Origin of the sequence: Halomonas sp. SSL-5 (assembly GCF_030708455.1) — a bacterium.
GTDB lineage: Bacteria > Pseudomonadota > Gammaproteobacteria > Pseudomonadales > Halomonadaceae > Halomonas.
The window spans coordinates 161,554-180,693 of sequence record NZ_JAUYWF010000003.1; the positions used below are offsets into that span (position 1 = coordinate 161,554).

16 protein-coding genes are annotated in these 19,140 nt (G+C 68.2%); 9 read left to right on the forward strand and 7 right to left on the reverse strand.

The window, feature by feature from the left end; translation table 11 throughout:
- Nucleotides 1–66 precede the first annotated feature (66 nt).
- The 3 genes from RAN53_RS04385 to RAN53_RS04395 form a co-directional block, all read right to left on the reverse strand.
- Complete coding sequence (locus tag RAN53_RS04385) at nt 67–849, reverse strand: TSUP family transporter (RefSeq protein WP_305795598.1); 783 nt, start codon at nt 847–849, stop codon at nt 67–69.
- Nucleotides 849–1,421 (reverse strand): gamma-glutamylcyclotransferase, encoded by a 573-nt coding sequence (locus RAN53_RS04390; protein WP_161431381.1) that lies wholly within the window; start codon nt 1,419–1,421, stop codon nt 849–851. Before RAN53_RS04390 ends, RAN53_RS04385 begins: the two co-directional genes overlap by 1 nt.
- Before the next feature lie 75 nt (nt 1,422–1,496).
- The gene (locus RAN53_RS04395; protein WP_305795599.1) at nt 1,497–2,405 is read right to left on the reverse strand and encodes a LysR family transcriptional regulator; all 909 of its coding nucleotides are present in this window, start codon (nt 2,403–2,405) and stop codon (nt 1,497–1,499) included.
- 164 nt (nt 2,406–2,569) lie between these two features.
- Between RAN53_RS04395 and RAN53_RS04400 the strand changes: the two genes are divergently transcribed.
- From RAN53_RS04400 to RAN53_RS04435, 8 genes are all read left to right on the forward strand, one after another.
- Nucleotides 2,570–4,081: a CoA-acylating methylmalonate-semialdehyde dehydrogenase gene (locus tag RAN53_RS04400; RefSeq protein ID WP_305795600.1), complete on the forward strand. Its 1,512-nt coding sequence runs from the start codon at nt 2,570–2,572 to the stop codon at nt 4,079–4,081.
- 71 nt (nt 4,082–4,152) lie between these two features.
- Complete coding sequence (locus RAN53_RS04405; RefSeq protein ID WP_305795601.1) at nt 4,153–5,799, forward strand: GMC family oxidoreductase; 1,647 nt, start codon at nt 4,153–4,155, stop codon at nt 5,797–5,799.
- 212 nt (nt 5,800–6,011) lie between these two features.
- Nucleotides 6,012–6,218 carry a cold-shock protein gene (locus RAN53_RS04410; RefSeq protein WP_305795602.1) on the forward strand — a complete coding sequence of 69 codons (207 nt, stop codon included), beginning with the start codon at nt 6,012–6,014 and terminating at the stop codon, nt 6,216–6,218.
- 179 nt (nt 6,219–6,397) lie between these two features.
- Nucleotides 6,398–8,167: an SLC13 family permease gene (locus RAN53_RS04415; protein ID WP_305795603.1), complete on the forward strand. Its 1,770-nt coding sequence runs from the start codon at nt 6,398–6,400 to the stop codon at nt 8,165–8,167.
- 83 nt (nt 8,168–8,250) lie between these two features.
- Nucleotides 8,251–8,919, forward strand: a complete 669-nt coding sequence (locus RAN53_RS04420) for an alpha/beta hydrolase (RefSeq protein WP_305795604.1) — start codon at nt 8,251–8,253, stop codon at nt 8,917–8,919.
- Nucleotides 8,920–9,025: 106 nt separating this feature from the next.
- Nucleotides 9,026–10,228 (forward strand): tryptophan synthase subunit beta, encoded by a 1,203-nt coding sequence (gene trpB / locus RAN53_RS04425; RefSeq protein WP_305795605.1) that lies wholly within the window; start codon nt 9,026–9,028, stop codon nt 10,226–10,228.
- 156 nt (nt 10,229–10,384) lie between these two features.
- The gene (locus RAN53_RS04430) at nt 10,385–11,722 is read left to right on the forward strand and encodes a diguanylate cyclase (RefSeq protein WP_305795606.1); all 1,338 of its coding nucleotides are present in this window, start codon (nt 10,385–10,387) and stop codon (nt 11,720–11,722) included.
- A gap of 90 nt (nt 11,723–11,812) precedes the next feature.
- On the forward strand, nt 11,813–12,034 hold the full coding sequence (locus RAN53_RS04435; RefSeq protein WP_305795607.1) for a hypothetical protein: 222 nt from the start codon (nt 11,813–11,815) through the stop codon (nt 12,032–12,034).
- Between the two features lie 87 nt (nt 12,035–12,121).
- On the opposite strand, the gene RAN53_RS04440 is transcribed toward RAN53_RS04435, so the two are convergent.
- From RAN53_RS04440 to RAN53_RS04450, 3 genes are all read right to left on the reverse strand, one after another.
- On the reverse strand, nt 12,122–13,516 hold the full coding sequence (locus RAN53_RS04440) for a PhoH family protein (protein ID WP_305795608.1): 1,395 nt from the start codon (nt 13,514–13,516) through the stop codon (nt 12,122–12,124).
- A 234-nt stretch (nt 13,517–13,750) separates the two neighbouring features.
- Nucleotides 13,751–14,776 carry a patatin-like phospholipase family protein gene (locus RAN53_RS04445; RefSeq protein WP_305795609.1) on the reverse strand — a complete coding sequence of 342 codons (1,026 nt, stop codon included), beginning with the start codon at nt 14,774–14,776 and terminating at the stop codon, nt 13,751–13,753.
- Nucleotides 14,777–14,863: 87 nt separating this feature from the next.
- Nucleotides 14,864–15,586: a murein L,D-transpeptidase catalytic domain family protein gene (locus tag RAN53_RS04450; protein ID WP_305795610.1), complete on the reverse strand. Its 723-nt coding sequence runs from the start codon at nt 15,584–15,586 to the stop codon at nt 14,864–14,866.
- Between the two features lie 110 nt (nt 15,587–15,696).
- Here RAN53_RS04450 and RAN53_RS04455 point away from each other — a divergent pair, with 110 nt between their 5' ends.
- Nucleotides 15,697–17,280 (forward strand): L,D-transpeptidase family protein, encoded by a 1,584-nt coding sequence (locus tag RAN53_RS04455; RefSeq protein WP_305795611.1) that lies wholly within the window; start codon nt 15,697–15,699, stop codon nt 17,278–17,280.
- Here the strand turns inward: RAN53_RS04455 and RAN53_RS04460 are convergent, their stop codons facing one another.
- Nucleotides 17,281–19,137 (reverse strand): ABC transporter ATP-binding protein, encoded by a 1,857-nt coding sequence (locus tag RAN53_RS04460; protein WP_414842957.1) that lies wholly within the window; start codon nt 19,135–19,137, stop codon nt 17,281–17,283.
- Nucleotides 19,138–19,140: the final 3 nt, after the last annotated feature.

A 19,140-nucleotide genomic window follows, 5' to 3' on the forward strand; every position in this document is an offset into this window, starting at 1 on the left:
CAGCGACTCAAGCGTGGAGAAGAGGGCCCGGCGCATGACGCGCCGGGCCCTCTGCCATTCAGGCGCTCAGCGCAGGGAGGTGAGCAGCCCCACCACGCTGACCAGGATCAGCACGGCACCCAGCACACGGAAGTAGAGGTTGGCACGGCTGCCCACCAGGTAGCGGTGGGCGCGCTCGCCAAGCAGGTGCCCCACCAGGGCGCAGGGCAGCAGCCACAGCTGGTGGATCAGCTGAAGGTCGACTCCGGCGATCAGGAAGGAGACCATCTTGATCAGCACCAGGATGAACCACAGCACGAAGAGGGTATCGCGTAGCTGGTGCGCGGCCACGTGGGTGGCGAACACCGCCACGATCAGGGGAGCGCCGATCAGCGAGGTGCCGCTGACGTAGCCGCCCAGTGCCAGCAGTAGGGCATCGACCCAGCGACTGTTGCTGCGGAAGGGGCGGTCGAGCACATAACCCACCGCGTAGACCATAACGATCACGAAGATGATGCTCGTCATCACGTGGCCGGGCAGGGTCAGCAGGCCCACCACCCCGATCAGCTTGGGTACGATCATCACCTTCATGGCCCGCCACAGGTAGGCCCAGTCGATGTTGCCTTCGGCTGGCGGGCGGCCGCCATTCTCGGCCACCAGCTGGCGATGGCCGTTCCAGGCGATCCAGCTGGAGAAGATCAGCAGCTGGATGGCGATGATCGGCAGGAACACCAGCGGCTGGTCGAGCACCAGCAGCAGGAAGGGCAGCGACAGCACCGCCCCGCCGAAACCCAGGCTGGTGCGCACGAAGCCGCTCCACACGAAGATCAGGGCGATCGCCAGATACTGCCAGGCCGCAAGCGCTTCCATCAGTCGCGCTCCCCGGGCAGCCGCGCGGTCAGGGCGAAGACGTGGTCATCCTCGACGTCGAGGGCGCGCAGCGCTGCCGCCAGGTTGACCAGGTAGTCGCGGTTGGGACCGCTGGGGCCGTGGGCGGTGGCGATCTGCGCGGCGATGGTGTCCAGCGGCGCATCGCCGAGGTAGGCGGCGTTGTCGGCGCCGGCCAGGTAGACCAGCCCCTCGGCATGGCCGCCGGCGGCATCGTCGAAGCACAGGGTGGTCACCTCGCGCAGATAGCCGTTCTTCTCGCGCACATCCAGCGGCGCCAGCACCTCGGGGGTGATGCGGTAGGCCATGCCGTGGCAGACCGCTCCGGGCTCGCGTACCAGGGTGACGACCCGACCGGGGGCCTCCGGGGTGCCGCGATGGTCGTGGGAGCCCTGCCAGAAGCGCCGCACCCAGCCGTGGATATGCGCCGGGCGGCGTTCGATATAAGGAAAGTCGGCCTTCCAGATCAGCGAGCCGTAGCCGAACAGCCAGATGGCATCGTGGCCGGCGAAGTGGTTGCGCTGGCGATTCAGTTGGGTGGTGTCGTGGCTCATGGGTAGGGTCGTGGAGATCGTTAGACGGAAAAGTGTCCATGATGCGCCGCCGCCGGCGCGATGTCGAAGTCGCCTTCAGGCGCCGGGGCGTCCCCAGACCGCCTCCAGGGCCGAGAGGGCCTCGGCGATCACCGGCTCCTCCTCGCGCCCCCGGGGCCACAGGAAGCAGAGCGCACAGGGCAGGTGGACCCCCTCGGCAAGCGCCAGGCCGCGCTCCTGGCGCTCGGTCATGGCCAGGGTGTCCCGCGCCAGGCTCAGCCCCACGCCGGCGCGCACCAGGTCGAGCATGCACGCTTCCTGGTCGACCCGCGCCACCCCACGCGGCGTGAGCCCTAGGGGGGCAAGTGCTCCTGTCAGCAGGCGGTGATGCACCGAGTCGGGCGGCGTGTCGATCCACGGCAGGCCGGCCAGCCGGACCCAGTCCGCCCCGTCCAGGCGACTGCCCCAGCCCGCCGGGGCGATCACGCGATAGTCGAAGTGGGTCAGCTCGCGGTGGGCAATGGTGTCGGCCTGATCACCGGGCCCCTCGCCCGGCGGCGCCAGGTAGAAGCCGACATCGAGTTCGTCGCGGCCCAGGCGTGTCAGCACACTGCCGCTCATGCCATGGTGCAGTTCGGTCTCCAGCTGCGGGGCGCGCTCCACCAGCCGGTGCAGGAAGGCCCCCAGGCGGATGAACTCGGGGTCGACGATGGTGCCGATGCGCAGTCGCCCGCGCAGGGTGCTGTGCAACGCCCGGGCCTGCTGCTCGAAGGCAGCCGCAGTGGCCAGCGCCTTCTCGGCGGCGGGCAGCAGCGCCTCGCCATCCTCGGTGAGGGCAAGCCCCTGGGGGCGGCGGCGAAACAGGGTCAGCCCCATCTCCTGCTGGAGCTGCTTGAGCTTGAGGCTGATTGCTGGCTGGGTCAGGTGCAAACGCTCGGCGGCGCGGGAGACGCTGCCCTCGCGGGCCACGCTGACGAAGGCGCGCAGGGTCTGGAGGTCCACCATGGGGTGCTCCGGCTCGAGTGGTATCAGTAAAACTTATACTGCGCTTTTGGATTTCTCAATTGATCCCGGCCGGCGGCGCGCTAGTCTGGAAGGGTTGCATCCCCTTGATACGGGCTCCCTGTCCCATCCCCCGGGGATACCCGCACGACAAGACGAGGCGAGACATGAGCACAGTCAGCATCCAGCATTATATCAACGGACGAATTTCAGACGGCGTGTCCGGCCGCACCCAGCCGGTCAACAATCCCGCCACCGGCGAGGTCACCGGCCAGGTGGCCCTGGCCAGCGCCGCCGATGTCGATGGCGCGGTGGCCGCCGCCGCGGCCGCCTTTCCGGCCTGGGCCGATACCCCGCCGATCCGCCGTGCACGGGTGCTGTTCAAGTTCCTCGAGTTGCTCAACGCCAACAAGGACGCCCTGGCCGAGGCGATCACCCGGGAGCACGGCAAGGTATTCACCGACGCCCAGGGCGAGGTGGCCCGGGGCATCGATATCGTCGAGTTCGCCTGCGGTATCCCGCAGCTGCTCAAGGGCGACTACACCGAGCAGGTGAGCAGCGGCATCGACAACTGGACCATGCGCCAGCCGCTGGGCGTGGTGGCCGGCATCACCCCGTTCAACTTCCCGGCCATGGTGCCGATGTGGATGTTCCCGGTCGCCATCGCCACCGGCAACAGCTTCATCCTCAAGCCGAGCCCGCTCGACCCCAGCGCCTCGCTGATGATCGCCGACCTGCTCAAGCAGGCCGGGCTGCCGGATGGCGTGTTCAACGTGGTGCAGGGCGACAAGGAGAGCGTGGAAGCGCTGATCGACCACCCCGAGGTGCGTGCGCTCTCCTTCGTCGGCTCCACACCCATCGCCAACCTGATCTACGAGCGCGGCGCTCGCCATGGCAAGCGCGTCCAGGCCCTGGGCGGGGCCAAGAACCATATGGTGGTGATGCCCGACGCCAACTTCGACAAGGCAGTGGATGCGCTGATCGGCGCGGCCTATGGCTCCGCCGGCGAGCGCTGCATGGCGATCAGCGTGGCGGTGCTGGTGGGCGACGTGGGCGATGAGCTGGTGCCGCGCCTGGCCGAGCGAGCACGTGCACTCAAGGTGAAGGATGGCATGCAGCTGGATGCCGAGATGGGCCCCATCGTCACTCGCCAGGCCCACGAGCGCATCACCGGTTACATCGCCAAGGGGGTGGAGGAGCGCGCCGAGCTGGTGGTCGACGGCCGCGAGTTCGACACCTCGGCTACCGGTGAAGGCTGCGCCGACGGCTTCTGGATGGGTGGCACCCTGTTCGACCACGTCACCCCGGAGATGACCATCTACCGGGAGGAGATCTTCGGTCCGGTGCTGGTCTGCGTGCGGGTGCCGGACGTGGCCACCGCCATCGATCTGATCAACGCCCACGAGTTCGGCAACGGCGTGAGCTGCTTCACCGAGAGCGGCAGCGTGGCCCGCGAATTCGGGCGGCGCATCCAGGTGGGCATGGTGGGTATCAATGTGCCGATTCCGGTGCCCATGGCCTGGCACGGCTTCGGCGGCTGGAAGCGCTCGCTGTTCGGCGACACCCATGCCTACGGCGAGGAGGGCGTACGCTTCTACACCAAGCAGAAGTCGATCATGCAGCGCTGGTCAGACTCCATCGATGCCGGCGCCGAGTTCGCCATGCCGACCCACAAGTAGGTCGGGCCACCCAATGCCCAGGCGAGAGGCGCCGTTTTAGCCTCTTGCTGAATGCGACGTGAGAGCACGCCATGGCAGAACAAGAATTCGACTATATCGTGGTAGGGGCCGGCACCGCCGGCTGCCTGCTGGCCAACCGCCTGAGCCGGGATCCGGCCAACCGGGTGTTGCTGATCGAGGCGGGCGGTCGCGACGACTACCACTGGATCCATATCCCGGTGGGCTACCTCTACTGCATCGACAACCCGCGCACCGACTGGCGCTTCCGCACCGAGCCGGATGCCGGCCTCAACGGACGTTCGCTGATCTACCCGCGTGGCAAGACCCTGGGCGGTTGCTCGAGCATCAACGGCATGCTCTACCTGCGCGGCCAGGCCCGCGACTATGACGGCTGGGCCGAGCTGACCGGGGAGCCCGAATGGCGCTGGGAGAACTGCCTGCCGGACTTCAAGCGCCACGAGCACCACTATCGCCTGGACGAGGGGGGCGATGCCGACCCCGAGCACGCCGACTACCACGGTCACGGTGGCGAGTGGCGGGTGGAGAAACAGCGCCTCAAGTGGCAGGTGCTCGACGACTTTGCCACCGCGGCGGTGGAGGCCGGCATCCCGCGCACCCGGGACTTCAACCGCGGCGACAACGAGGGGGTCGACTACTTCGAGGTCAACCAGCGCCGCGGCTTTCGCTGGAACACCGCCAAGGCCTTTCTGCGGGGCGTCGAGAAGCGCGACAACCTCACCCTGTGGCACTCCACCCAGGTGCTGGGGCTTGTGCTCGCCGGCGAGGGGGGCGAGACCCGGGCGGGTGGCGTGCGCGTCGAGCGCGGTGGCGAGGAGCGGATCGCCCGCGCCGGGCGCGAGGTGATCCTGGCCGCCGGGGCGATCGGCACGCCCCAGCTGCTGCAGCTCTCCGGCATCGGCCCGGCGGAGCTGCTCGCCGAACACCAGATCCCCCTGGCGGTGGCGCTGCCCGGGGTGGGCGAGAACCTCCAGGATCATCTGCAGATCCGCTCGGTCTACCGGGTCCAGGGGGCCAAGACGCTGAACACCATGGCCAACTCCCTGGTGGGCAAGGCCAAGATCGGCCTGGAGTACGCCCTCAGGCGCACCGGTCCCATGAGCATGGCGCCGTCGCAGCTGTGCGCCTTCACCCGCAGCAGCGAGGCCTTCGCGCACCCCAACATCGAATACCACGTCCAGCCGCTTAGCCTGCCCGCCTTCGGCCAGCCGCTGGATGCCTTCCCGGCGATCACCGCGAGCGTGTGCAACCTCAACCCCACCAGCCGCGGCACGGTGCGCATCAAGAGCCGCGACCCGCGCCAGGCGCCGGCCATCGCGCCCAACTACCTGAGCACGCCCGAGGATCGCCAGGTGGCGGCGGATTCGCTGCGGGTCACCCGGCGCATCGCCTCCCAGCCGGCCTTCGCGAAGTACGCCCCCGAGGAGGTCAAGCCCGGCCTCGAGTACCAGAGCGACGACGACCTGGCGCGCCTGGCCGGCGACATCGGCACCACCATCTTCCACCCGGTGGGCACGGCCAGGATGGGGCGCGACGACGACCCCATGGCGGTGGTGGACCCGCATCTGCGGGTGCGCGGGGTGGCGGGCCTGCGGGTGGTTGACGCCAGCGTGATGCCCACCATCACCAGCGGCAACACCAACTCGCCGACGCTGATGATCGCCGAGAAGGCCGCCCGCTGGATCCTGGCCGGTGAGTGAGCCGTGTCACGTCCCGGTCACGAAATGTAAATAGTGTTTGACCTGCGCCCGGCGAGGGGGCATGCTTCGCGCAGTTGGTTAGCAAGTCGTAACACCCCAGGTAGGCATCGAACGCTCTAGCGCCTCGATTTTCCCGGGAACGTTTCTTGTTTTACCCACTGCAACTCGGGTATTACCCGGCAAAATCAAAACGCTATTAGAGGAATTCGATAATGGCTACCGGTACCGTCAAGTGGTTCAATGACACCAAGGGCTACGGCTTCATCTCTCCGGACGACAACGGCGACGATCTGTTCGCGCACTTCTCCGAGATCCAGTCCGACGGCTTCAAGACCCTGCAGGACGGCCAGAAGGTCTCCTTCGAGGTCACTCAGGGCAAGAAGGGCCTCCAGGCCTCCAACATCAAGCTCATCGACTGAACGTCGATCGCTCATGATGTGACTGCTCTGCAGTCGATGAAAGGCCCGCTTCGGCGGGCCTTTCGCGTTTCTGGTGCTCGGCTCGATTTTTTTGGCATAAGAGAATTTCTATAAAGAACTTTTTAGAATAGACGGCAGGCGGCAGAATAGGGGCCTTCCCCCTGGACCGGATGCTCGCCATGCCCCTGGACGCCTGGATCTCGCTGGCCGTCATGATCGCCGCGTTCGCGATGATGGCCCTGTCGCGTCTTGGCCCCGACATCATCCTGCTCGGGGCGGTGGTGCTGCTGCTCACCCTGGGCATCATCGAGCCCGACCAGGCGCTGGCGGGCTTCTCCAGTACCGGGCTGTTCACCGTCGCCTTCATGTATGTGCTGGTCACCAGCATCCGCGAGACCGGCGGCATGGACCTGATCATCCGCCATGTGCTGGGGCGTCCCCGTAATGAGAGGGGCGCGCTTTCGCGCCTGCTGCTTCCGGCCGCCTCGCTGAGCGGCTTCATCAACAATACCCCCGTGGTGGCGACCTTCATCCCGGCCGTGCTGAGCTGGAGCCGGCGTGTGGCCGTGCCGGCGCATCGCCTGCTGATGCCGCTCAGCTTCGCTTCGATCCTTGGCGGCACCATCACCCTGTTCGGTACCAGCACCAATCTGGTGGTGCATGGCCTGCTGATCGATCGTGACCCGTCCCTGGCCATGGGGCTGTTCGATATCGCCTGGGTGGGCGTGCCGGTGGCGGTGGTGGGGCTGGCCTATCTGATTCTGCTGGGGCCGCGGCTGTTGCCGGTAAGGCGCGGCGCCGAGGCGGCCTTCGAGAATCCCCGCGAGTTCACCATCGAGATGGAGGTGGCCGCCGGTGGCCCGCTGGTCGATCGCACCGTGGAAGAGGCCGGGCTGCGCCACCTCTGCGAGCTCTTCCTGGTGGAGATCGAGCGTGACGGCAACGTGGTCAGCGTGGTGGGGCCAGGCGAGCGGCTCAAGGGCGGTGACCGCCTGGTGTTTGCCGGCACCTCCGATGGTGCCGTGGAGTTGCAGCAGATCCGCGGCCTGATGCCGTCGCGACACGGTGAATCGAGCCTTGACAAGGACTTCCGCGAGCGCCGTCTGGTGGAGGCGGTGGTCTCGGACCAGTGCCAGTTCGTCGGCCGTCGCATTCGTGATGGCCATTTTCGGACCCTCTACGGGGCCGCGGTGCTGGCAGTGTGTCGCGGTGGGGAGCGGGTGGCCGGCAACCTCGGCCAGGTGCGCCTGCAGCCCGCCGACGTGTTGCTGCTGGAGGCCCGGCCACCGTTTATCGAGCGGCACCGCCAGTCTCGCGACTTCCTGCTGATCAGCCAGGTCAACGGGGCGGCGCGCCCGGCGCACGAGAAGGCCTGGCTGGCCTGGAGCATCCTGGGTGGCGTGGTCGCACTGGCGGCGCTGGGCGTGATGAGCCTGATGAACGCGGCCATGCTGGGTGCGGTGCTGGCGTTGGCCAGCGGTTGCTGTTCGGTGGGGGCGGCCAAGCGTGGCCTCGACACCCAGGTCCTCATGACCATCGCCGCCTCCTTCGGTCTCGGCGCCGCCCTGGAGCAGTCGGGGGCCGCCGCGGTGCTGGCCGAGGTCGTGCTCGGCCTGGCCGGCGGCAGTCCCTGGGCGTTGCTGGTGGCGGTCTACGTGCTGGTCAGTCTGCTCACCGCGGTGGTCACCAACAATGCGGCGGCGGTGATCACCTTCCCGATCGTGATGACCGCCGTCGACAGGCTCGGCGTCGATCCCATGCCTTATGTGGTGGCGATGATGTTCGCCGCCTCGGCGAGCTTCCTGACCCCCATCGGCTACCAGACCAACCTGATGGTGCATGGCCCCGGCGGCTACCGTTTCGTCGACTACCTGCGCCTCGGGGCGCCGCTCAACCTGCTCACCGCGGGGGTGGTGCTGGGGCTGATCCCGCTGTTCTGGCCCTGGTGAGGTGGCGACGGCCATCTCGCCGCCATGCCAGGATTGCGGTAGGGTGACGGCTCTCATTTGCCTGACAGACGGAACCTCTCCCCATGAGCGAACCCGGTGAGCTGATCATCGACCCCAGGGGCGGCAAGCCCGCCGACGCCTGCGTGTTCATCCTCCACGGCCTGGGTGCCGATGGTCGCGACTTCGAGCCGCTGATACCGGCGCTGTCGCTGCCGGCCGATGCCAGCGTGCGCTTCATCCTGCCCCATGCGCCACGCCTGCCGGTGTCCATCAACGGCGGCATGGTGATGCCCGCCTGGTATGACATCAAGGAGATGAGTCTCGACCGGCGCGTCGATGAGGCGCAGCTGATGACCTCGGCCCAGCGCATCCAGGCCCTGGTGCGTGAACAGATCGGCCTCGGCGTCGACAGTCGCCGCATCATCCTGGCCGGCTTCTCCCAGGGCGGGGCGGTGGCCTACCAGGCGGCACTCTCCTTCGATCGGCCCCTGGGTGGCCTGCTGGCGCTCTCCACCTATTTCGCCACCGCCGAGAGCATCTCGCTTGCCGAGGCCAACCGCGAGCTGCCCATCGAGGTGCACCACGGCAGCTTCGACCCGGTGGTGCCCGAGGCGCTGGGCCGTGCCGGCTTCGAGAAGGTCAAGTCGCTGGGTTATCCGGCCCACTATCGCCAGTACCCCATGGCGCATGCCGTCTGCCCCCAGCAGGTCGCGGATATCGGCCACTGGCTGGGCAAGCGCCTGGGGCGCTGACGTGCCTGCAAGGCTCGCCTCGGGCGTCGCCGAAGGTCGCCTCGACAGCCATGTCGCCTGCGGGCAGGATATCTGCCACGATTTCCATGCCTGCAGGGTCGATACCATGAGCGCTTCCCCCTATGCCAACCTCCCCGATGCCCAGGGCTACTTCGGTCGCTTCGGCGGTCAGCTGATCCCTCCCGAACTCAAGGTGGTGATGGACGAGATCGACGCCGCCTACGAGGAGATCCGCGTCCGCGAGGATTTCACGCAGGAGCTGGCCAGCCTGTTGGCCGACTACGTGGGTCGGCCCAGTCCGATCTTTCATGCCCGGCGGCTCTCCGAGACGCTGGGCGGGGCCCAGATCCACCTCAAGCGCGAGGACTTGAACCACACCGGCGCCCACAAGATCAACCACTGCCTGGGTGAGGCCCTGCTCGCCAAGTTCATGGGCAAGACCAAGGTGATCGCCGAGACCGGCGCCGGCCAGCACGGCGTGGCCCTGGCCACCGCCTGCGCCCTGGTGGGCATTCCCTGCGAGATCCACATGGGCCAGGTGGATATCGAGAAGGAGCACCCTAACGTCACCAAGATGAAGATACTGGGGGCCACCCTGATTCCGGTGACCCGCGGCACGGCGACCCTGAAGGACGCCGTGGACAGCGCCTTCGAGGAGTATCTCAAGGATCCACAGCACTTCATCTACGCCATCGGCTCGGTGGTGGGGCCGCACCCCTTCCCGAAGATGGTGCGCGACTTCCAGTCGATCATCGGTCGCGAGGCGCGAGAGCAGTTCCTGGCGCGCCACGGCCGCCTGCCGGACCACGTCACCGCCTGCGTGGGCGGCGGCTCGAATGCCATGGGCATGTTCACCGCCTTCCTCGAGGATGAGGGCGTGCACCTGGTGGGCGTGGAGCCCGCCGGCGAGGGCCTCGACACCCCGCGCCACTCGGCCACCCTGACCCTGGGCAGGCCCGGCGAGATCCACGGTATGGCCTGCTACGTGCTGGAGGACGAGGCCGGCAACCCCATGCCGGTGCACTCCATCGCCTCGGGCCTCGACTACCCGGGTGTGGGGCCGCAGCACAGCTACCTCAAGGAGCTGGGCCGGGTGGACTACCAGAGCGCCAGCGACGACGAGTGCCTGGAGGCCTTCCTGACGCTGTCGCGGGTCGAGGGCATCATCCCGGCGCTGGAGAGCGCCCACGCCGTGGCCTGGGCCATGCGCGAGGCGCCGAAACTGCCCGCCGACCAGCATATCCTGGTCAACCTCTCGGGCCGTGGCGACAAGGACGCCGACTACGTGGCCGACCGGCTGGGACTCTAGACATCCCGGTGCCGCTCCTCCCGCGCGATATCCCGTCGCGCCTGGCGCCGGGCTCGACGGTCGCGCCGAGGGGTGTGTCCCGGGGCGAACTGGGGTAGGGTGACGGGAGGGTCCGGAGAGGCCCGCCTACCGCACAGGGAACCTCGGGGTGAGGAGATGGCTGCATTCAGGGAAAGATGGCAACGCTGGTGGCGTGGCGGTTCGGCCGGGGAGCCGGGCCTCGACGCGCTGCTGCTCGAGCACTACCCCGGCGCCGTGATGCTGCTGGACGACCAGGGCGTGGTGCGCCGGGTCAACCCTACCTTCGAACGCCACGCCGGCCATCCGCCCGAGCAGTTGCTGGGCCGGCGCGCCGTGACCCTCGACATCGACCCGCTGCACGGCGACTTCGCCCGGGCACTCGAGCAATGCGTGGCGACCCGGCGACCCTGGCAGGGTCTGCTGCTGTGCCGACGTGCCGACGGTTCCCTGCGCCATCAGACCACCATGATTCAGCCGCTGCGGCGTGACGACGGCCCCCTGCGGCTGCTGGTGATGCAGTATGACGTGACCGGCATGCGCGAGCGCGAGCTGCGCGACCGCCAGCTGCTGGGGCGCCTGGAGAGCACCGTCTCGAGGGTGCCCGGGGCGCTGTTCCGGCTCCGTCAGGGCAGCGACGGGCACCTCGAGTTCCTCTTTCTCGGCGAGGCCCTGCGCTCGCTCTTCGGGCTGGCCCCGGAGCAGTGCATGGATGACCCCGAGGCCCTGCTCGGCCGGCTGCCCGGCGACGACCGGCAGCGTTTCGAGACCAGCCTGGCCCAGTCCACGGTATCGCTTGCCCCCTGGCAGCTGGAGTTTCGGCTCTCGCTGGCCGAGGGGATGCGCTGGGTCGAGGCCCGTGCCACGCCCCTGGCGCGCGGCCAGGGTGACCTGATGTGGGATGGGCTGCTGATCGATATCGATGAGCGCAAGCAGGTCGAGCAACGTGTGCAGCGGCTGGTGGGGACCGACATGCTGACCGGCGCCCTCAACCGTCGCGCCTTTCTCGAGCAGGGCGAGGCGGCCCTGGCCCGCGCCTTCCGCCACGGCCAGACGCTGTCGCTGGCCATGCTCGACCTCGACCATTTCAAGGCCCTCAATGATACCTACGGCCATGCCGTGGGCGACCTGGCCCTGCAGGCCTTTGCCACGACCTGTCGTGAATCGTTGCGCCCCTACGACCTCTTCGCCCGCATCGGCGGGGAGGAATTCGTGGTGGTGCTGGTGGACAGCCGGCCCGAGGAGGCGTGGAGCGTGCTCGAGCGTCTGCGTCAGGCGGTCGCCGCCATCGAACTGGAGTCGGAGGCAGAGGTGGTGCGTTTCACCGTCAGCCTGGGGCTTGCGGTGCTCGTGGGTGAGGGCTCGCTGGAGTCGGGGCTCGCCCAGGCGGACCGCGCACTCTACCGCGCCAAACGCTCCGGGCGAAATCGGATCTGCGGTCCCGAGGTGCTGATCCAGGATCCCGGGGTTTCGTGAGGAGGGCGGGCTGGCAATTCACGCCACACCCCGTCACGATCGGGAAACCCGATCCCAAGCATTGATCCCGAGAACAAGGAGTACATCAGCATGGCCGGACTCTCCGAAGACTTTCGCCTGCCGGTGGCCTGCCCGGGCTGCGGCAGCCACCTGATGCGGGTCTCCCAGGTGAAGAATCCCGATGACGCGGTGCACTGCGCCTCCTGCGGCAAGAGGATCTGCCTGTGGCACGAGGCCCAGACGGTGCTCAGGCAGGGGCCCGGCAGCGAGAGCGAGGCGCTGATCGAAGCCGCGGTCAATCGCCACGGCTGAACGGGGCCGTTCGCGAATCGTAACAGGAGGGCCGGCGCCGATGGCGCCGGCCCTCCTGTCCTGAGCCTCCTCGCGCGTGTTCGCCGTCTACAGCAGCTCCTCGCCGGCCAGTGCCAGGCGCGAGCGCTCCACGCTCTTGAGCGTGACGTGGCCGGCGTGGGGCCAGTCGCGGAAGCGTTGCACCAGCGCCGCCATGCCGCAGGTGTTGGCGGTGAGGTAGGGGGTATCGATCTGGCCCACGTTGCCCAGGCAGACGATCTTGGTGTTGCGCCCGGCCCGGGTCACCAGCGACTTGAGCTGCTTGGGCGTGAAGTTCTGGGCCTCATCGATGATCAGGAAGGTGTCGTTGAGGGTGCGCCCCCGCATGAAGCCGGGGGCGCGGATCTGGACCCGGGCGCCGAGCAACTGGCGGGTGGCGCCGTTATCCCAGCTGGACTCGCCGTCCTCGTTGCGCAGCAGGTTGTCCATGTTGTCGTGGAAGGCGCCCATCCAGGGCGACATCTTCTCCTCCTCGGTGCCCGGCAGGAAGCCGATGTCCTCGCTCATGGAGATGGGGGCCCGGGTGAACACGATGCGCTCGAAACGCTTGCTGTCCAGGGTCTGTTGGAAGGCCGCGGCGAGTGTCATGAAGGTCTTGCCGGTGCCGGCGCTGCCGGCGATGGTGACCAGGTCGATGTCGTCATCCATGAGCAGGTTGAAGGCGAAGTTCTGGTAGCAGTCGCTGGCGTGCACCCCCCACACGCTGGCGCCATGCCGGAAGTTGGTGATCAGCTCCAGGCGGGCGCGTCGGTCGCTGACCTCGCGCACGACGGCCTCGAAGCTGGCATCACCGTCGGCGACCAGCATGCCGGGATGCCAGTCGGCGGGGATCTCGCCCGCCAGGTGGTAGGCCACGCGCTGGTGGTCACGCTCCACCGTGACGTCCAGGGCGAGGCCATTCCACAGCTCGCCGCCGGCGTCCGGGTAGACCCGCGCCCCCTCCAGCATGGCATCGCTGTCTTCGAAGGCGCGGTCGGTGAGGTAGTCCTCCACCGGCACGCCCAGGGCGGCGGCCTTGACCCGCAGGTTGATGTCCTTGGTGATCAGGATCACCGAGGCGTCGGCGCGTTCGCGGCGCAGCCGGCAGGTCTCGGCCAGGATGCGGTTGTCGGGGGTGTCGTCGAGTGGCTCAAGGCTGGCGAGGTCGGTGTAGCAGAGCAGGCGCAGACGGCCCTCGGGGCCGGTGAGGCGCGGGATGGGGATGCCATCGCGAATCTGCTCGAGGCCCACGTCGGCGGTGAGGTCGGATAGGGTGCGGCTGACCTGGCGGGCGGTGCGGGCGATCTCGCGGATGCCGTTCTTGTGCTTGTCGAGCTCCTCGAGCACGGTCATGGGGATGACCACCTCGTGCTCGTCGAACTGGTAGAGGGCGGCGGGGTCGTGCAGCAGCACATTGGTGTCCAGCACGTACAGCCGGGTGGCCTTCTTGTCGATGCGTACCATCGGCGCAGCTCTCCTGATTATCGCGAGACAGGCGTCATGTGACGCCCTCATGTCGACACTGTCAGCGCACGATGTCAGGGAGGTGACAGCGGCCCGACGGCGTCAGTAGCGCTGGGAACTCCTCCTGTGGCCTTGGACAAGCGGCGGGGTATGGGGTGCCCCGCTGATTCGAGCATGGTCGGCGGTGCGTGGGCCGACAAGGCGAGCGGTCGGCGAAGGTTCAACGCAGCCGGCTCACTCCGCGTGGCGATAGACCCGCTCGACGTCCAGGCTGGAGTGCCGGCCCAGCGCCGTGAAGTTCTCGCTGAGCCACGCCTCGGCGGTCTCCCGCCCCGCGTCGCGCAGGTAGCAGAGGAAGGGCCACTCGGCGTTCATCTTGCTCGAGACGGAGAGCTCGTCCAGCACATCGTCGCCGCTGATGCGGTGAAACAGGGCGCCGGCATAGCAGCCGATGTCGACCCCGTGGTCGCCGAGCAGGCGCTGGAGCATGGCGATCATGCGTACCTCCTTGATCAGCGAGGCATTGAAGGTGATCTCGTTGAGGCGGTTCATGATCCCCGCGGCGCTGGTTGGCACCTCGTCGCGGTAGATGGGGTTGATCTGCACCATGAGGATATCCCGGGAGCCGCAGTGCTCCATCAGCGGCATCAGCGCCGGGTTGCCAGTGTAGCCGCCGTCCCAGTAGGCCTCACCGTCGATCTCCACGGCCTTGAATACCGTGGGCAGGCAGGCCGAGGCCATCACCGCGTCGAGGCTCATCTCCTCGCGGGTGAAGACCCGCTGCTTGCCGCTGCGCACGTTGGTGGCGGTGACGAAGAGCTTGAGGTCGGGGCAGCGGCGCACCCGCTCGAAGTCGACCCGCTCGGCGACGATGTCGCGCAGCGGATTGAGGTTCAGGGGGTTGAACTGATAGGGCGAGACCAGCCGGCTCATCAGGTCCATGGCCACGTAGCCGGGCGAGTGGTCCAGGCTCCAGTTGCCGGTGAGCATGTCCAGCGGGGTGCGGCGGACGGGGCTGGCCATGCCGGCGCGGCTCACCGCGGCCCAGAAGTCGTGCAGGGCCTGGCGGGCGGTGTCGCGGTCGCCGCGGGTCAGGGCGTCGGCCATCACCACGCCGTTCATGGCCCCGGCGCTGGTCCCGCTGATCCCCTCTATCTCGATGCGGGGATCCTCCAGCAGGCGGTCCATCACGCCCCAGGTAAAGGCGCCGTGGGCGCCGCCGCCCTGCAGCGCCAGGTCGATACGCTTGGTCTCGCTCATGCTTTTCCCCTCGTCGCCGGGTCATGGTGCTGCGACGCATCATGGCAGGTCGTGGTGGCCGGGGGAAAGTGCGATGACGTCCGCGTGCTACTGCATGGCGAGTTGCTGGCCCTGGCCGCCCTCGCAATCGAGGTAGGCGGAGCTCGCCAGCCACTCCGGGTCGGGGTAGTAGGCGAACAGGTACTGCTCCTCCTTGAGGCTGTCGATCAGCGGATAGGTGACCTCCTGACGCACCGCCGGACAGCCCAGGCTGCGGCCCAGGCGGCCGGTCTGCTCGATGAACGATTGGCTGACATAGTCGGCGCCGTGCATCACGATGGCGCGTTCATAGGCCAGGTGGTTGACGCCCGGCTCGAGGCCCTCGAGGCGCAGCGAATAGCCGTTGCGCCCGTAGTAGGTGTTCATGGTGCGAAACAGGCCCAGGCTCGACTGGTGACTCTCCGGGGTGTTCGAGAAGCGCGAGGCCAGGGCATCGCCCGAGCCGCGGCCGTGGGAGACCAGTTCCTCGAAGAGCAGCGCCTTGCGGCGCAGGTCGAATACCCACAGGCGCGGCTCGCTGGAGGGCAGCGAGTAGTCGATCACCGCCAGGCGTTCGGCGTTCGGGTCGGCGCAGGAGAGAGCGCTGGCGGCAAGCGCAAGCACCTCGCGGCTGGCATCCGGTGCCAGGCGGGTGAGGGTCTGCTCCAGGGGTTCGTTGTCCAGCACCCTGGGATGCAGGGCCTGGGCGAGGGTCGTGTCGGCGAGGGCTGGCGCGCTGGTCATCAGGCCGGCCGCGCAGAGCAGCCAGGCGGGAAGGATCGATCGCATCATCGCATGTGTCTCCTGGTTTCTCGCTATTATGTAGGGACGAGCCGGGATGGCCAAGTTAGCAATAAACGATACTGGAGGCGAACATGCGGCGATCTGTCGCGATAGGCGCGATGACGTTGGGTATCATGCTGATGTCCGGCATGGCCATGGCGCAGCAGTCGACGCCGCAGGAAGGCGCCGTGAGCGCGGTGGAGCAGGCCCTCGACCAGCGTGACGGGGTCATGGAGGCCTTCTATGCGGCGCGTGACTTCCAGGCCGCCTGGACCCGCGAGTCACATGTGGAGGCGCTGGTCGAGGCGTTGAAGGAACTGGCCGAGGATGGCCTGGAGCCCACCGACTACGGCGCCGATCGCCTGCTGCCAGAGTTTCGCCAGGCCCAGGCCGGCGGCGACCTGGCCAGGGGGCGTTTCGATACCCGGGCGACGCGCGCCCTGCTCACGGCGTTGCGCCACCTCCACCATGGCAAGGTCGACCCCAACAGCATCGATGCCGACTGGGAGGTGCCCATCAACGCGCAGTTGCCTCCCATGGGTGCGATCGTGCGGGCGGTGGACACGGGAGAGATCGCGGCGCTGCTCGATTCGGTTCGCCCGAGCTATGCCCCCTATGAGCGGCTGCGGCAGGGGCTGGCCCGCTATCGCCATATCCAGCGCCTGGGCGGCTGGCCGATGCTGCCCGAGGGCGGGCCGACCCTGCGCCTGGGCGAGACGCATCCCGACGTCGCGCTCCTGCGCGAACGCCTGGCTCAGGTCGGCGAGCTGGAGGTGATGGCGGCGGATGCCTCGATCCTGCCCGCGGCCGATCTGGAGGCGCCGGATCCGCGGCGCTTCGATGCTGACCTGGAGGCGGCGGTGAAACGCTTCCAGAACCGCCACCTGCTGGAAACGGATGGTGTCGTCGGGCCTCGCACCCGGGCGGCCCTCAATGTGCCGGTGGGCAAGCGCGTCGACCAGATTCGCCTCAACCTGGAGCGTGCCCGCTGGCTGATGCACGGCCTGCCCGAGGCCTTCGTGCTGGTGGATATCGCCGGCTACCGGCTCAGCTACTTCCGCCCCAACGGCGAGGTGTGGCGCTCGCGCATCGTGGTAGGCCAGCCCTATCGGCGCACGCCGTCGCTGCGCTCACGGATCACCCACCTCACCGTCAACCCCACCTGGACGGTGCCGCCGACCATCCTGCGCGAGGACGTGATCCCCAAGGTACGTCGCGATCCGGGCTACCTGGCGCGCCAGAACATGCAGGTGCTGTCGCCCTCGGGGCAGCGCCTCAGCCCGAGCCAGGTCAACTGGTCGAGCCCGGGCAACGTGATGATTCGCCAGGCCGCGGGACCCAGCAACGCCCTGGGCCAGGTGGTGGTGCGCTTCCCCAACGACCACCTGGTCTACCTGCATGACACCCCGGCCCAGGGGCTGTTCGCCCGGCAGCAGCGGGCCTTCAGCTCGGGCTGCATCCGCGTGCAGGGGGTGCTGGAGTTCGCCCAGCTGCTGTTCGACGATACCGGCAGCGGTCATGACCTACGCGCCCTGCTGGCGGACGGGCGCACCCGCAACGTGCCGCTGGCCGAGACGATGCCGGTGATCCTGCACTACTGGACGGTGCATCCGGCCCCCGATGGCCGGCTGGTCTTCCGGCCGGATATCTACCAGCGCGACGACGCCCTGCTGCGTGCGCTGGATCGTCCGCTGTCGTTGTAGTCACTCATAGCCCTTGGCCTGCAACCGGAACAGCCGCGCATAGCGGCCATTGGCGGCCATCAGGCTCGGGTGATCGCCCTGCTCGAGGATCTCGCCGCCGTCGATCACCAGGATCCAGTCGGCGGCCCGCACCGTCGAGAAGCGGTGGGAGATCAGGATGGTCATGCGGTCGCGGCTGTGTTCGCGGAAGTCGGCATAGACGGCGGCCTCGGCCGCGGCGTCCATGGCCGCGGTGGGCTCGTCGAGCACCAGGATGTCGGCCCCCTCGCGCATGTAGGCCCGGGACAGGGCGATCTTCTGCCACTGGCCGCCGGAGAGCTCCTGGCCGCCCTTGAACCAGCGTCCCAACTGGGTGTGGTAGCCGCCCGGCATCTCGGCGATGAAGTCGTCGGCCAGGCCGCGTCGCGCCGCCGCCTGCCAGCGGGCCTCGTCGGTGAAGGCCTCGACGTCCCCGGCGCCCAGGTTCTCGCCGACCTTCATCTGGTAGCGCACGAAGTCCTGGAAGATCACGCCGATGCGCCGGCGAAGCGTCTGGACATCCCAGTCCCGCAGGTCGCTGCCGTCGAGCAGGATGCGCCCCGTGCTCGGCTCATAGAGCCGTGTCAGCAGCTTGATCAGGGTGGTCTTGCCCGAGCCGTTGGCGCCCACCAGGGCAAGGCTCTCGCCCGGCCGCAGGTGCATCGAGATGCCCGACAGGGCGGGTGCCTCGGCGCCGGGGTAGGTGAAGCCCACGTTCTCGAAGCGGATGCCGTCGCCGGGGCGAGTGCCTGCGGTCAGGCTGCCCGCCTCCGGGGCCACCGGCTGCTCGAGGTACTCGTAGAGGTTGGAGAGGTAGAGGTTGTCCTCGTACATGCCGCTGATCGAGGTCAGGCTCGCCGAGAGCGCCGCCTGGCCCTGCTTGAAGACCATCAGGTACATGGTCATCTGGCCCAGGCTCAGGGTGCCGGTGATGGTCTCCACCACCACCCAGGCATAGGCGCCGTAGAAGGCCAGGGTGCCCAGCATGCCGAGCACGAAGCCCCAGCCCTCCCGGCGCAGCGTGAGCCGGCGATCCTCGGCGTAGAGGGTGTCGAAGATCTTGCGGTAGCGCGTCAGCAGCAGCGGCTCCAGGCCGAACAGCTTGACCTCCTTGATGCTGTCCTCGCGAGCCAGCACGGTCTCCAGGTACATCTGCATGCGGGTCTGGGGCGAGCGCCAGCGGAACAGCCGGAAGGCGTCGCCGGAGAACTTGGCCTCGGAGATGAACACCGGCAGGGCGCCGACCACCAGCACCAGCAGCGCCCAGGGAGAGAACTGCACCAGCAGTACCCCGAAGCTCGCCAGCGAGATGCCGTTCTGGGCCAGGGAGAAGGTCTTGTTGACCAGCCCTAGGGGGCGGACCGAGGCCTCGCGGCGCGCTCGGGTGAGCTTGTCGTAGAACTCCGAGTCCTCGAACTGGGCGAGGCTCAGGGTGCCGGCCTTCTCGAGGATCATCACATTGACCTTCTGGCCGAGCAGGGCACGCAGCAGCGACTGCTGGGCCGAGAGCGCCCGCTGGGCCAGGGCGATGGCGGCGATCACCCCGCCTTCGGCGACCACGTAGCGCAGCACCGGCCACCAGGCCACGCTACCCGTCTCGGCGTGCTGTTCCATGGCGGCCACCACGGCATCGACGATCAGCTGGCCGAGCCAGGCCGCCACCGCCGGCAGCACGCCGGCCACCAGGGTGGCGATCGCCAGGCCCACGGTGAGCGCACGCGAGGTCTGCCACACCAGGACCATGGCACGGCGGCTGTAGCGGAACACGCCGAGGAAGGCCGCCAGGCGGCTCTCGGGCGGTGGGGCGGGGCGGGGCGAACGCGTGTGGGGGGATGACACGGG

Coding starts and splice junctions, on each gene's coding strand:
- RAN53_RS04385 (WP_305795598.1), bottom strand. CDS start 849: ATGGAAGCGCTTGCGGCCTGGCAGTATCTGGCGATCGCCCTGATCTTC.
- RAN53_RS04390 (WP_161431381.1), bottom strand. CDS start 1,421: ATGAGCCACGACACCACCCAACTGAATCGCCAGCGCAACCACTTCGCC.
- RAN53_RS04395 (WP_305795599.1), bottom strand. CDS start 2,405: ATGGTGGACCTCCAGACCCTGCGCGCCTTCGTCAGCGTGGCCCGCGAG.
- RAN53_RS04400 (WP_305795600.1), top strand. CDS start 2,570: ATGAGCACAGTCAGCATCCAGCATTATATCAACGGACGAATTTCAGAC.
- RAN53_RS04405 (WP_305795601.1), top strand. CDS start 4,153: ATGGCAGAACAAGAATTCGACTATATCGTGGTAGGGGCCGGCACCGCC.
- RAN53_RS04410 (WP_305795602.1), top strand. CDS start 6,012: ATGGCTACCGGTACCGTCAAGTGGTTCAATGACACCAAGGGCTACGGC.
- RAN53_RS04415 (WP_305795603.1), top strand. CDS start 6,398: ATGCCCCTGGACGCCTGGATCTCGCTGGCCGTCATGATCGCCGCGTTC.
- RAN53_RS04420 (WP_305795604.1), top strand. CDS start 8,251: ATGAGCGAACCCGGTGAGCTGATCATCGACCCCAGGGGCGGCAAGCCC.
- trpB (WP_305795605.1), top strand. CDS start 9,026: ATGAGCGCTTCCCCCTATGCCAACCTCCCCGATGCCCAGGGCTACTTC.
- RAN53_RS04430 (WP_305795606.1), top strand. CDS start 10,385: ATGGCTGCATTCAGGGAAAGATGGCAACGCTGGTGGCGTGGCGGTTCG.
- RAN53_RS04435 (WP_305795607.1), top strand. CDS start 11,813: ATGGCCGGACTCTCCGAAGACTTTCGCCTGCCGGTGGCCTGCCCGGGC.
- RAN53_RS04440 (WP_305795608.1), bottom strand. CDS start 13,516: ATGGTACGCATCGACAAGAAGGCCACCCGGCTGTACGTGCTGGACACC.
- RAN53_RS04445 (WP_305795609.1), bottom strand. CDS start 14,776: ATGAGCGAGACCAAGCGTATCGACCTGGCGCTGCAGGGCGGCGGCGCC.
- RAN53_RS04450 (WP_305795610.1), bottom strand. CDS start 15,586: ATGATGCGATCGATCCTTCCCGCCTGGCTGCTCTGCGCGGCCGGCCTG.
- RAN53_RS04455 (WP_305795611.1), top strand. CDS start 15,697: ATGACGTTGGGTATCATGCTGATGTCCGGCATGGCCATGGCGCAGCAG.